Origin of the sequence: Pseudohongiella sp., assembly GCF_011050365.1 — a bacterium.
Lineage (GTDB): Bacteria > Pseudomonadota > Gammaproteobacteria > Pseudomonadales > Pseudohongiellaceae > Pseudohongiella.
Map to the genome: position 1 here is coordinate 211,528 of NZ_DRFV01000016.1, position 13,086 is coordinate 224,613.

The 13,086-nt window shown below is 57.8% G+C and carries 12 protein-coding genes; 10 read left to right on the top strand and 2 right to left on the bottom strand.

Annotation, left to right across the window (positions count from 1 at the left end; all coding sequences use genetic code 11):
• The first annotated feature begins 44 nt into the window (after positions 1 to 44).
• Positions 45 to 743: a DUF4159 domain-containing protein gene (locus ENH71_RS14035; protein ID WP_294137909.1), complete on the top strand. Its 699-nt coding sequence runs from the start codon at positions 45 to 47 to the stop codon at positions 741 to 743.
• Between the two features lie 13 nt (positions 744 to 756).
• Here the strand turns inward: ENH71_RS14035 and ENH71_RS14040 are convergent, their stop codons facing one another.
• Both ENH71_RS14040 and ENH71_RS14045 read right to left on the bottom strand, forming a co-directional pair.
• Positions 757 to 1,713 carry a ChaN family lipoprotein gene (locus tag ENH71_RS14040; RefSeq protein ID WP_294136351.1) on the bottom strand — a complete coding sequence of 319 codons (957 nt, stop codon included), beginning with the start codon at positions 1,711 to 1,713 and terminating at the stop codon, positions 757 to 759.
• Positions 1,688 to 2,185 carry a SixA phosphatase family protein gene (locus ENH71_RS14045; protein ID WP_294136350.1) on the bottom strand — a complete coding sequence of 166 codons (498 nt, stop codon included), beginning with the start codon at positions 2,183 to 2,185 and terminating at the stop codon, positions 1,688 to 1,690. The genes ENH71_RS14040 and ENH71_RS14045 overlap by 26 nt, the downstream gene beginning before the upstream one ends.
• A 244-nt stretch (positions 2,186 to 2,429) precedes the next feature.
• Here ENH71_RS14045 and ENH71_RS14050 point away from each other — a divergent pair, with 244 nt between their 5' ends.
• From ENH71_RS14050 to mutL, 9 genes are all read left to right on the top strand, one after another.
• The gene (locus ENH71_RS14050) at positions 2,430 to 3,161 is read left to right on the top strand and encodes a DUF481 domain-containing protein (protein WP_294136349.1); all 732 of its coding nucleotides are present in this window, start codon (positions 2,430 to 2,432) and stop codon (positions 3,159 to 3,161) included.
• 81 nt (positions 3,162 to 3,242) lie between these two features.
• Positions 3,243 to 4,115, top strand: coding sequence for an FAD binding domain-containing protein (locus ENH71_RS14055; RefSeq protein WP_294136348.1), 873 nt, complete (start codon positions 3,243 to 3,245; stop codon positions 4,113 to 4,115).
• Positions 4,112 to 4,603 (top strand): (2Fe-2S)-binding protein, encoded by a 492-nt coding sequence (locus ENH71_RS14060; protein ID WP_294136346.1) that lies wholly within the window; start codon positions 4,112 to 4,114, stop codon positions 4,601 to 4,603. Before ENH71_RS14055 ends, ENH71_RS14060 begins: the two co-directional genes overlap by 4 nt.
• Complete coding sequence (locus tag ENH71_RS14065) at positions 4,600 to 6,876, top strand: xanthine dehydrogenase family protein molybdopterin-binding subunit (RefSeq protein WP_294136345.1); 2,277 nt, start codon at positions 4,600 to 4,602, stop codon at positions 6,874 to 6,876. Before ENH71_RS14060 ends, ENH71_RS14065 begins: the two co-directional genes overlap by 4 nt.
• Before the next feature lie 106 nt (positions 6,877 to 6,982).
• A complete protein-coding gene (locus ENH71_RS14070) occupies positions 6,983 to 7,420 on the top strand; it encodes a MarR family winged helix-turn-helix transcriptional regulator (protein ID WP_294136344.1) in 438 nt (145 codons plus the stop codon).
• Between the two features lie 2 nt (positions 7,421 to 7,422).
• The gene (locus tag ENH71_RS14075; RefSeq protein WP_294136342.1) at positions 7,423 to 9,006 is read left to right on the top strand and encodes an NAD(P)H-hydrate dehydratase; all 1,584 of its coding nucleotides are present in this window, start codon (positions 7,423 to 7,425) and stop codon (positions 9,004 to 9,006) included.
• Positions 8,990 to 9,508 carry a tRNA (adenosine(37)-N6)-threonylcarbamoyltransferase complex ATPase subunit type 1 TsaE gene (gene tsaE, locus ENH71_RS14080; RefSeq protein WP_294136340.1) on the top strand — a complete coding sequence of 173 codons (519 nt, stop codon included), beginning with the start codon at positions 8,990 to 8,992 and terminating at the stop codon, positions 9,506 to 9,508. The genes ENH71_RS14075 and tsaE overlap by 17 nt, the downstream gene beginning before the upstream one ends.
• Entirely contained in the window at positions 9,438 to 11,060 is a 1,623-nt protein-coding gene (locus ENH71_RS14085) for an N-acetylmuramoyl-L-alanine amidase (protein WP_294136337.1), read from the top strand. The genes tsaE and ENH71_RS14085 overlap by 71 nt, the downstream gene beginning before the upstream one ends.
• A gap of 75 nt (positions 11,061 to 11,135) precedes the next feature.
• Positions 11,136 to 13,040 carry a DNA mismatch repair endonuclease MutL gene (gene mutL / locus ENH71_RS14090; protein WP_294136335.1) on the top strand — a complete coding sequence of 635 codons (1,905 nt, stop codon included), beginning with the start codon at positions 11,136 to 11,138 and terminating at the stop codon, positions 13,038 to 13,040.
• Positions 13,041 to 13,086: the final 46 nt, after the last annotated feature.

The window sequence follows — 13,086 nt, forward strand, 5'->3', positions numbered from 1 at the left end:
TGCTGGCTGTTTTGCTGCTTGCGGGTTGGGCCGGATCCGGCAGTATGCCGGCGAGCGCCAATAGCGCGGAAGACCTGGCGGGAGAGTTTGCTTTTGTGCGTCTGCAATATGACTCCTATTTCCGGGGCGGCTTCGGTTATGGTGGCCCATGGTCGGTGGATTTTCCCGATGCTGACCGCAATTTCCTGCGCGGTGTGGCGCGGCTGAGCCATGTGCGGGTGATGCCTGATCCGATAGTTCTGCGCCTCGATGATGAACAGATCTTTGAATACCCATTTATTTACGCGTTGGAGATGGGGCGAAATGGCGGACCCTATTTTTCGCCCCCCGAAATTGCCAATCTGCGTGAGTACCTGCTGCGCGGTGGTTTTTTATTGATTGATGATTTCTGGGGCACGCGGGAGTGGGATGCCTTTGCCAGCTCCTTCAATAATATTTTCCCGGGACGCGAGATGGTGCAATTGCCACCGGATCACGAAATATTCAGGCTGTACTACGATACCGGCGGGCCGCAAATGGTTCCTGCCCTGGGTAACGTGGACAATGTTCCCGAACGCGATATTGATCAGGCGTCAGTGCATGCGATTCTGGATGATGATGGCCGGATCATGGTTCTGATCAACTGGAATACCGACATGGGTGATGGCTGGGAACACACCTACCATCCGCGTTACCCGACACAGCATGCCAATACTGCCTATCAGCTCGGTATCAACTATCTGATCTACTCGATGACACATTGATGGCGCGCCGGGGTTACTGTGTCTGCGAAGCGCGCATCCCGGCGCAGTAATCGTCCTGCGTTAACGCAGGCGTAAACCAGATCACATCGTAGGCGTATGTTTCAGAGAACTGCTGCAAATATTTGTCAGGCGTATCGTACTCCGGATCCACTTCCAGAAATGCAACACTCAGCGGCCTTCGGGTGATGCGACCATCCAGGTAGTTTGGTACCCCGAGATCGTGCCGGATGTGGTAATTGCCAGCCAGGAGAATGCGCTGGTCCAGGGAGTCAGGCCCGGACATCAGAGCGTCTGCCATCGCCTGATCCCTGGCCTGCTGTACCCGGACCATGGCGGGGAACTGAGCTGGCGGCAGCATGCCACAATGGCTGCTGTCGATGTCGCGCTCAAGTTGTGCCAGTTGTTCCGTCTCCAGTGCCTGGCGTTTGTTGCCGGCGTCAGTGTCGCGATAAATCTGCATCACTTCACTGTGGTTGATATTGCCCGCGCGCAAACGGGAACCTCGCTCCAGTGCCAGCATCACGGCGGGTCCGTAGAAATGCCAGGGCCATCCTGCATTGTCCCATGCCAGCTCGCTGGCCACTGTTGTGTGGTCTGCGAGAGAGCCCTCTGCCGTCGCCAGCGCATCAATCTGCGTTTGCTGCGTTCGCTGCATCATCTCCAGTACCAACTGTGAGCGACTATCAGGCAGTAACACGTCATGCAACAGCGCCAGGCGCAACCGGTGGTGATCGGGGTTGTCGTGTTTTTCGCCCAGCAGCAGCAACGGGTTTTGTTGCAGGTGGGTCAGCAGTTCTTCGCGGGAGATGAGACGGTTCTGGTCCGTCAGCCATATTTTACCGACGAGAACATGGTCCTGATGCAGTGGGCTCTGCCATAAGGTTTGTGCTGCGGGTGAGGTACAGCTGGCGCCGGTCAGCGTCAGCGTCGTCCACAGGAAGATTTCAGATAATTTTTTTCGGGTAATCAATGTACTTCAGCTCCGCCTGCCCGACATCGAGGCGGGACCATTGGGTAATCGGCAGGCTCAACTCTGCTACACAACAGGTTGGCATGTTGTCGAGCCTGGCTTCCCTGCACAGCTCATTAAACAGGTCGGTCAGTGCCGGGTTGTGCCCCACCAGCATCATCGAGTCGAGTTTGTCATCCTGTTGACGCATCAAATGTAGCAAGTGTCCGCTGCCCGCCAGATATATCTGGCGTTCAAGCTGCAGGAGTTCTTTCGGGATCGACAAGTGATTGGCGAAAATTTCGGCAGTGGAGACAGTGCGCAGTGCCGGACTACAAAGAATGCGCTGTGGATGCGTGCCACGTTTATGCAGGTTATCAGCCATCAGAGGCGCATCCTGACGACCACGCTCGTTGAGCGGGCGATCAATGTCACGCTGGGCCTGATCCTGCCAGCTTGATTTAGCATGTCTGAGCAGAATCAACGTCTTCATGATCTCTCCAGGCGCGGGGCGTCTCTGCGCCCTGCAGTGCGATGACTAACGATCCGGCATTGGTCTGGCATTTACTCGGTATTGTACCTGCAATGTCATGGGAAAAATACCAAAAGCCGGACTGCTGTCGGTCCGGATCGGTGCTGGACTTTGCTGCCGTAATTGCTCAGAATTCAGTTCTCCGGGGGCTGCCACTCACGCTCATTCCCTATTATTACTAGAACTCGCACGCAAGGAGTGTTGAATGTTGCTAACGCTTAAACGTCTGTTATGCATGATGACCCTGTTGGGTATGATATCGGTCAGTACGCAGGCATCTGCGCAGGATTGGGACCTGGCCACCGAGCTGGAACTGGGTGCCATATTTACTTCTGGTAACACCGAAGATGAGAATATCCGCTTCAGGGCACGCTTCGATGCCATTCGCGAAGACTGGTCATACCGGTTTTCCGTCGATGGCTTTCGTTCATCATCGGAGAATGAACTCTCCGCTCAGCGTCTCTACACCGTGGGCAGCGCAACCTACAACTTTGATCCGGATAATTTCATTCTGGGCCGGGTGGCCCATGAAGATGACCGCTTCAGTGGTTACGAAAGCCAGACCGATGCATCTGTGAGTTATGGTCAGGTCATATTGCGCGATCTGGAAAACATGTCCCTGAGCTATACCATCGGTGCCGGTGTGCGAGTGTCGCGAGCGTCCGAAGCGGACGAAGACGATTTTGAGGAAGGGATTATCCGCCTGTCTACCGACTACAGCTGGGATATTTCCGACAGCGCCCGGTTTATCCAGGTACTGAGCGCGGAAGCCGGTGAGCGTTCGAGTATCGGTCGCTCGGAGTCCTCTATCGAAACCGATATCATGGAAAGCCTGTCAATGAAGTTTACGATCAATGTTAAGCACCAGACAGAAGTGCCCGTGGGTCGCGAAAAAACAGATACCGAGGCCTCCATCACACTGTTGCTGCGCTTCTGATCTGATTGAAAGCCACGACCGGCACTGTCGGCTGAAAGCTGTGGTCTAATAAAAACAAATATTCAATTACGGGGTAAGCGCATGCAATACCAGGCACCCACAAGACTTGATGACGTGGCGGCGCTGTTGGCGTCGGCTGGCGGGCATGGTCGGGTGATGGCGGGCGGCACGGATTTACTCGCCCGCTTTGCCGGTGGCATGCCACGCCCGGCGGTGTTGGTCGATATCAAGCGTGTCGCCGAGCTCATGGTGATTGAGCAGGACAGCGACGGCGGGTTTACCGTAGGTGCCGGCGTTTGCGGTGCTGCAATCAATGAGAATGCAATACTGCGGCAGGCCTGGCCGGGGGTCACCGAAGCCATGGACCTGATCGGGTCGGTGCAGATTCAGGGACGTGCGTCCCTGGGCGGCAATCTGTGCAATGCGTCTCCCGCCGCCGACTCGGTGCCTGCGCTGATTGCGGCCGGCGCCAGTTGCCGGATTCTGGGAAGCCGTGGCGAGCGCACGTTGGCGGTGGCAGACGTCATACACTCGCCGGGTAAAACCTGCCTGGGTACTGATGAATTCATTGTCAGTTTTTATTTGCCGCCGCGGCCGGCCAGAAGTGCTGACGCTTACCTCAGATTGATTCCCCGGAGTGAAATGGACATCGCTGTTGCCGGTGCCGCCGTGAATCTGACGCTGGATGATGAGGGTGTCGTGGTGTCGGCATCGGTTGCTCTGGGCGCTGTGTCACCGGTGCCGTTATTGGTACCCCGTGCTGCCGACGTCATGCTCGGTACGCGACTTGATAACGATGTGATGGTGCAGCTCAAATCAGTGGTATCAGCCTCGTGCCGGCCGATCAATGATAAACGTGGCACCATCGACTATCGCAATCACGTGGCCGGTGTGCTCGCTGTGCGTGCCGCATTGATTGCAGGTCAGCGCGCAACAGCCAAGGAGAGAGCATGAAACAGCATATTTGCACGCATATCAATGGTGAGGCAGCCGAATTTCTGTGCGATCCCGGTGACACGCTACTGCAGGTATTGCGTGACAACCTGCAACTGACCGGCACCAAGGAAGGTTGCGGCTCAGGTGATTGTGGTGCCTGCAGTGTCATGCTGGATGATCGTCTGGTTTGTTCATGTCTGGTGCTGGCTGTTGAGGCGCAACATCACCAGATTGGTACCGTGGAAGGGTTGGCAACGGGCGACAGACTGCACCCCTTGCAACAAGCCTTTCTTGATCATGCCGCGCTGCAATGCGGTATTTGCACGCCCGGATTTCTGGTCGCCGCCAAAGCGCTTCTTGATCATAATCCGTCCCCCACGGAGTCCGAGGTCCGTTTCTGGATTGCCGGCAATCTTTGTCGCTGCACAGGTTACGACAAGATTGTCCGGGCCATTCTGGCGGCAGCAGAAAACATGCGCGATAGCCATGCCGGGGCGCAATCATGAAGCATGCCACGAAAAAGCCTCTGCGCTCGGTTGGCACCCGCCCGGTGCGCCCCGATGGTATCGACAAGGTAACCGGTCGCGCCTTGTTCAGTGCCGACTTTAATCTGCCTGATGCGTTGCATGGTGCGGTGTTGCGCAGCCCTTTTGCTCACGCCCGTATTCTGAGTATTGATACCACCAGGGCGCTGGCGCTGGCGGGTGTCAAGGCGGTGGTAACGGCAAGTGATATGCCGGCGATACCCGACGACAAGGTGATGATCAACGCGCAACCACCTGACTTCCGCGATATGTCTGCCAATATCCTGGCGCGGGAGAAAGTACTGTATGAGGGCCACGCAATTGCCGCTGTTGCCGCAAAGGATGCAGAAACTGCCAATCGCGCCCTGCAATTGATCGATATTGAATACGAGGTGTTACCGCATGTTATTGATGTGCAGCAGGCGATGGAGCCGGGTGCGCCATTACTGCATGAGAACCTGATCACCAAGGGTATCAATCCCGCGCCTGTCCAGGCGTCAAATATCGCCAGTCGCCATGAGCAGGTGCACGGTGATGTCGAGCTCGGTTTTGCCCAGGCTGATATCATCTTGACTGAAGAGTTTACGACGCAGCCTGTGCATCAAGGCTATATCGAACCACACGCGTGTCTGGCGCGGGTCGCCAGTGACGGGCAGACTGAAATCTGGTGCAGCAGTCAGGGCCAGTTCATGGTGCGGGCATACTGTGCGCGGCTGCTTGACATGCCGTTGTCGCAGATTCGGGTGATGCCGCTGGAGATAGGTGGCGGTTTTGGTGGTAAAACCACGGTTTACCTTGAGCCGCTGGCGGTCTTGCTGTCACGTAAAAGTGGTTTGCCGGTAAAAATGCAGATGTCACGGGCTGACGTGTTCAGGGCCACCGGCCCGGCACCGGGCAGTTATATCAGTATGAAAATCGGTGCCCGCAAAGACGGCACTCTGGTCGCCGCGCAGGGCATACTGTGTTACCAGGCAGGTGCCTTTGCCGGCTCACCAGTGCGTCTGGGCTGCATGACGGCGTTTGCGCCTTACGACATTGCCAATGTAAAACTGATCGGCTACGACATAGTCGTAAATCGTCCGAAAAGCGCCGCCTATCGCGCACCGGGCGCGCCCATGGCGTCATTCGCAGCAGAAAGTCTCATTGATATGCTGGCGCAGCGACTGGACATGGATCCGATCGACCTGCGCATCAGGAACGCGGCACGTGAGGGAACCAGGACCGCCTATGGCCCCAGCTTCAAGGAAATCGGATACCTGGAGACGCTGGAAGCCGCGCGCGCTCATCCCCACTATGCCGCACCATTGGGCAAAAATCAGGGCCGGGGCGTGGCGTCAGGCTTCTGGTTCAATATCGGTGGGCAGTCCAGCGCGGCGCTGACCCTGAACGAGGATGGCACCGTTATGGTGGCCACTGGCAACCCTGATATTGGTGGCTCGCGCGCTTCCATGGCGTTGATGGCGGCAGAAGTGCTGCAGATTGATGTCAGCCAGGTACGTCCACAAATCGTCGATACCAGTTCGATTGCCTACTCGGACTTGACCGGCGGCAGCCGCGTCACATTTGCTGTGGGTATGGCCGTTATCCAGGCCGCGAGTGACATGGTCGTTAAACTGCAGGAGCGCGCGGCAACGCTTTGGGACGTGTCCGTTGAGCATGTGCGCTGGCAGGATGGCTGCGCGGTTACCGATGTCGAAGGCAGGGAAGAGCGCCTGTCGCTGGCAGCACTGGCAGCACAGACGGCAAAAACGGGCGGCCCGATAGCGGCGCATGTCAGTCTTAACGCTCAGGGCGCGGGCCCTGGTTTTGGTACCCATATTTGTGATGTTGAGGTCGATCCGGATACCGGACGGGTCACCGTCCTGCGTTATACCGCGGTGCAGGATGTCGGTAAAGCTGTGCACCCATCCTATGTCGAAGGACAATTGCAGGGCGGCGCGGCGCAGGGTATCGGCTGGGCGCTGAATGAGGCTTACATGTATGACGAAAACGGCGCGCAGTTGAATCCCGGTTTTCTCGACTATCGGGTGCCGGTTGCTTCAGACCTGCCAATGATCGATACCGTGTTGGTGGAGGTCCCCAATCCCCGGCATCCCTTTGGCGTGCGCGGCGTGGGTGAAGTGCCCATCATTCCGCCACTGGGTGCAGTGGCCAACGCCGTATCGCGTGCCAGCGGCGTCCGGCACGTCGATTTACCCATGTCGCCACCTGCCGTCCTGAAGGCGATACAAAGGGCCGCGCGCCGACGCCGCTAACGGCACGCAGATTGGGTGTCCGGGTGCCGGGCCAATTAGCAGATTGACAACATTCGGTCAAAGTGACAGCATTCTTACATCCTAAATTAAACAGCGGGTGTCGGTCGTGCATTCTCCAAAGCGTAAACTTTTTCTGGATCTGGTGCGGGCCATTTTCCGGCTCAATGGTCTGTTGTTGGCAGACGGAGATCGGATGGCTGAAGGTGTGGGTCTCACCAGCGCGCGCTGGAAGGTGATTGGTATCGTGGCACTGACCAGCGCCGGCGTTACGGTACCGGGAATCGCTCGGGCACTGGGGCAGTCCCGGCAAGCGGTACAGCGTATTACTGACGTTATGCAGACCGATGGGCTGGTGCGCTACGAAATCAACCCGCGGCACAAGCGCTCCTCTCTGGTACAGCTGACCGATCACGGTCAGCAGGTATACAACGAATTACGCTCGGTGCAGGATCCCTGGGCCATCGGCCATACTGAAGATACGTCGGTCGAGGAGCTGGAAAGCGCCCTGCGCATGATGCAGCGTCTCATCAACAGGATGGAGTAGACGTGAGTTTTCCTTTGTTTACCGCCGCTCAGGTGCGGGCCATTGACCAGCGGCTGATTGCTGCCGGCACCCCGGGCATAACACTGATGCAGCGGGCTGCAGAAGCCGGGTTAACAGTCTTGCGTCAACGCTGGCGCAAGGCCAGCGCTGTCATTGTGATTTGCGGCGTGGGCAACAATGGTGGCGATGGCCATGTGCTGGCAGGACTGATCCGGCAAACCGGCACTCCCGTGCATTTGCTGCAGATTGGCGACCCGGCCAGGTTTGGCGGTGATGCCAGGCGGGCGGCTGACAGCGCAGCCGCGCTTGGTGTCAAAGCCTTGCCTTACAGCGCACAGGACTTGTCGGCACTGATAGCGCAATACGCTGATGCCAATGCTGTCATTGTTGATGCCATGCTGGGCACGGGTTTTCACGGCGAACTGAGCGGGGATTTTGCTGATGCTACCGCACAGATTAACGCCAGCGGGCAGCCAGTGTTGGCGATGGATATTCCCAGCGGTCTGCATGCTGATACCGGCCATGTCAACGGGGCTGCGGTCAGGGCCAGCACCACCGTCACCTTCATCGCCCGTAAGCGTGGTCTGTATACCTCCAGTGGTCCGGACTATGCCGGAGACATTGTTTTTGATGATTGTGGCGCTGATCCTGCTGTGACCGATGCTGAGGCGCCGGGGGCAAGAACTGTTTCCGTGGACCTGCTCAACTCAGTGTTGCGGCCGCGTGCCAGATCTGCACACAAGGGGCACGCAGGCAGTGTTCTGGTGATCGGTGGCGATAGCGGGTTTGGTGGTGCCGCCATGATGGCGGCAGAGGCCGCAGCGCGCAGCGGCGCCGGCACTGTCAGTCTGCTCACCCGGCCCGTCCATGTGCCGGCGATGTTGGCGAGACGACCCGAAATCATGGTGTGTGGCCTGGACGCGTGGCAGGGCGATGCAGGTTTGCTGGCGAAACAGCTGGTAGAAAAAGCGACGGTATTGGTCATTGGCCCGGGGCTTGGGCAATCTGCCTGGTCCAGGCAGATGCTGCAAAACTGCATGATGTGGGGAGTGTTGCTAAACAAAGCCCTGGTGCTGGATGCCGATGCGCTGAATCTGGCCGCACAGGATGACCGGTTCTGGTCTGAATCGGCGACTGTGCAGCAGAGGAAAAACTGGATTATCACGCCGCACCCCGGAGAAGCCGCCAGGCTGCTGGCGACGACCACCGGACAGGTGCAGGCAGATCGTTTTGCCGCCATCACCCAACTTCAGACCCGGACCGGGACTCAGTGTTTGCTGAAAGGGGCGGGTTCGTTGATGGCGTTCGCACCGGACGCGGATTCAAATAACGGTGACAGCAGTCAGGTGGATGTTTGCACTGAGGGCAATCCCGGTATGGCGTCAGGTGGCATGGGCGATATCCTCACCGGTGTGATTGCGGCTTTGGTAGCGCAAGGCCTGTCGCCTGCCGACGCGCTGCGCTGTGGTGTCTGCGCTCACGGTGAGGCGGCGGATCAGGCCGTGAGCGCTGTTGGCGAGCGCGGTTTACTGGCCACTGATTTACTACCATGGTTGTCCAGGGTGTTGAATGTCAAAGGAAACTGAATCATTTTCGATTGCTCTGCCGGCGGATGCCGACACGCAGAATGTTGGCGCCTGTCTCGGCTGGTCGCTGGGCAGTCAGGGTGCCATTATCTACCTGTGCGGTGACCTGGGCGCGGGTAAAACAACACTGAGTCGCGGCCTGATTCGGGGTCTGGGTTATCAGGGCGCCGTCAAAAGTCCGACCTATACCTTGGTAGAACCTTACGAATATTTTGACTTTCCCCTCTATCACTTTGATCTGTATAGACTAACGGACCCAGAGGAGGTAGAATTTCTCGGCGTTGATGAATATTTCGCGCCGCCTGCTGTCTGCCTGATTGAGTGGCCCAGCCGGGGGCGAGGTTTTCTGCCGGCGCCGGACCTGACACTCAGGCTGGAAATCGCAGGCAAGGGCCGCCGCCTGGTATGTGAAACAGGCAGCGCCACCGGCCATGAAATTGCAGATCGTTTACGGGTTGGGTTGCAAAATGCTGGACTACAGGACGTGGCACCAAAAGACTGATATCGCGACCCTGACACAGGCCGTCTGGCTGTGCCTGCTGTTTTGTGTTGCCTTGCTGCCAACATCCCTGACGTTTGCCGGCGATATCCGGGATCTGCGGGTATGGCGGTCGCCGGATTACACCCGTGTTGTCATTGATGTCGACAGCCATGTCGAATACAGCGTGTTTGTGCTGGAGAATCCGCATCGGGTGGTTATTGATGTCAGTGACTCCCGTATGTTTGCCGATATAGCTGAACTCGATCTGGCTGACAGTCCGGTCAAATCAGTGCGCAGTGCCGCGCGTAACCAAAGTGATACCCGCATTGTGCTGGACATGGACGGCGCGGTGAATCCGTCCAGTTTTACCTTGCCCCCCAGCGAAGAGTTCGGTGATCGCCTGGTGGTTGATCTTTATGACCTTGGGACCGAACCTCCGGCCCGCCCGGCGGAAATGACTCCAACCAGTCCGGCCGGGCGGCAAACGATCGCGTCTGCCAGTCAGCGAAATATTGTTGTTGCCATAGACGCCGGCCATGGTGGTGATGATCCGGGCGCAATCGGTTATGACGGCCGCATCCGCGAGAAGGACGTCGCATTGGCAATATCACGGGCTGTTTATGAGCGGTTGCGTAATATTCCGGGTTACGAGCCGGTAATGATCCGCCAGGGGGACTATTACGTTCGCCTGCAACAAAGGCCGCAGCTGGCGCGACAGAATCGGGCCGATATTTTCCTGTCCATCCATGCTGACTCTTTCAGTACATCACGGGCGGAGGGGGTCACGGTTTATGCGTTGTCGCAGACCATTGCTGAAGATGAAAACATTCGTCGGGTCGCCGAAAAGGAAAACTCGGCAGATTTGCTGGGCGGAGTGTCGGGTGATACCAGTCTGAAGAATTTTGAAGATGATCTGGCGCTGACCCTGCTGGACCTGTCCATGACCTGGAGCATTGAGCAAAGCGTGGCCGCCGGTTCCTACATTCTCAATTCCATGGGTACTGTCGCCAGGTTGCGTCGTGACGTGCCGCAACAGGGCAATTTGTGGGTTCTGCGCTCGCCGGATATCCCGTCTCTGCTGATTGAAACCGGTTATCTGTCGAATCCAACTGAGGCGAAGCGACTGAATTCTGCTGATTATCAGCGGCGGCTGGCTGACGCGATTGTGCAAGGGGTGATGAATTACTTCTACGAACGTCCACCAGAAGGCACATTGGTGGCGTGGCAGAAAGCCAATAATCAGGGACCCGACCGGCAATATGTCGTACAAAGAGGGGACAGCCTGTCGTTGATTGCGCAACGTCACAACGTCAACATGTCGCAGCTTCGGGCCGCCAACAGTCTGCGCGGTGACATCGTGCAGCTTGGCCAGACCCTGACCATCCCCGGCGGCGGCCCGGTACCGGTGGTGTCAGCACCCCCGACAGTGTCAGAGCACACCATCAGCCGTGGCGAGACGCTGTCAGGTATCGCGCAGCAGTATCGAGTGAGTTTGTCGCGACTGCGCGAGGCAAACGACCTGCGCAATGATACAATTCGCATCGGGCAGGTTTTGCTTATTCCTGCCTACTGACAGACCGGCGCGCCGGATCTGTGCACAGTTCAACTACGCGTCACGTACCGGTGCCTCAAGCGAACAGGTCTGCCCATGAAAAGAATTGCATTGCTCAGTCAGCGTCTGGCGAACCAGATTGCTGCTGGCGAAGTCGTTGAACGGCCGGCGTCGGTGGTCAAGGAGTTGCTGGAGAACAGTGTTGATGCCGGGGCCGCGCGTATCGACGTGGAAATCGAGCAGGGTGGCAGCAAGCTGATCCGGATACGAGACGACGGCCAGGGTATCAATAAGGAAGACCTGGCGCTTGCCTTGAGTCGCCATGCCACCAGCAAGATTGCAGATCTCGATGATCTGGAGAATATTGCCAGTCTGGGTTTTCGCGGTGAAGCACTGGCCAGTATCAGCTCGGTGTCGCGTCTGCTGCTCGCCTCCCGTTCCGTTGATGCCACTGACAGTGGCGGCTGGCAGGTAGAAGCTGCCGGACAGGAGATGACGCCTACGCTCGCCCCGGCGGCACATCCGCAAGGCACGACGGTCGAGGTTCGTGACCTGTTTTTTAATACGCCAGCCCGCAAAAAATTTCTGCGCACTGAGAACACGGAGTTCGGCCGGATTGATGAGGTTGTCAAACGCCTGGCACTGAGTCGTTTCGAGCTGGCATTTTCACTGCGCCACAATCAGCGTACCGTGCATCAGCTACAGGCCGCGCAGTCGATTCAGGAAAAGCAGCGACGTATCGGGTTGGTGTGTGGTCCCGCTTTTCTGGAACATGCTGTTTATATTGATATCGAAGCATCCGGTTTGCGGTTGTGGGGCTGGGTGTGCCTGCCAACGTTTTCGCGCAGCCAGCCTGATCTTCAGTACTTCTACGTCAATGGCCGGGTGATTCGCGACAAGCTGGTGTCGCATGCGGTGAAGCAGGCCTATCGCGACGTGCTGTTCCATGGGCGGCATCCGGCATTTGTGCTTTATCTGGAGTTACAGCCGGCGCTGGTAGACGTCAATGTGCATCCGACCAAGCATGAAGTGCGCTTTCGCGATCAGCGCCTGGTGCACGATTTTCTGTTTCGTTCTCTGCATAAGGCGCTGGCGGATGTGCGGCCGGCGGATCACATGGAAACGCCGGCAGCGGCGGTTGAGTCATCAATTGCCAGCCCGGATGGTGCGGGTTCGCCTGTGCAGCAGGTGCCACTGGGCCTGCGCCTCGATGAGAGCACAGGCGAGCTGTATGCTCCCCCTGATGTCCCCTCATCTTTCGCGGGTAGTGGGAGTGCGGCCGGCAGGGGTTATGCTGGTGCCAATATTGCCACAACCGGCGCTGATCGCGGCGGCTGGCGCCAGGCGGCGACGCCGGGTGCCGGCAGCCTGGCCGATCAGTCAGCGTTATATCAGCGTCTTAGTGAGGATGCGGAAGTCCCGCCGCTGGGCTATGCCCTGGCGCAGCTCCACGGTGTCTATATACTGGCGCAAAATCAGCACGGTCTCATTGTCGTCGACATGCACGCCGCGCATGAGCGCATTACTTATGAGCACATGAAAAGTGCCAGCGACAGTCAAAGCATCAAGGCGCAACCTCTGCTGGTACCGATCTCAATCGCAGTCAGTCAGGCCGAAGCCGAATGTGCCGAGGCGCAGGCAAATGAGCTGGCCACACTGGGTTTTGAAATTGCGCGTGTCGCCGATGAGTCGGTCATTGTGCGGCAGGTGCCGAGCATTCTGGCGCGGGCTGACATTGAGCAGCTGGTGCGCGATGTATTGGCTGATGTCCGGGAGCATGGCCGTAGCGAGCGTATCAGTGCATATCGGGATGAGTTGCTATCGACCATGGCCTGTCATGGGTCGGTGCGCGCCAATCGACAACTGAGTGTCGCCGAGATGAATGCCTTGCTGCGTGACATGGAACGCACCGAGCGCAGCGGCCAGTGCAATCACGGGCGGCCTACCTGGGTGTATCAAAGCATGTCTGACCTGGACAAACTTTTCCTTCGCGGGCAGTAACAGGCCGTGCGCAGACACCGGAAAACGAGGCAAAAGGCATGGATCT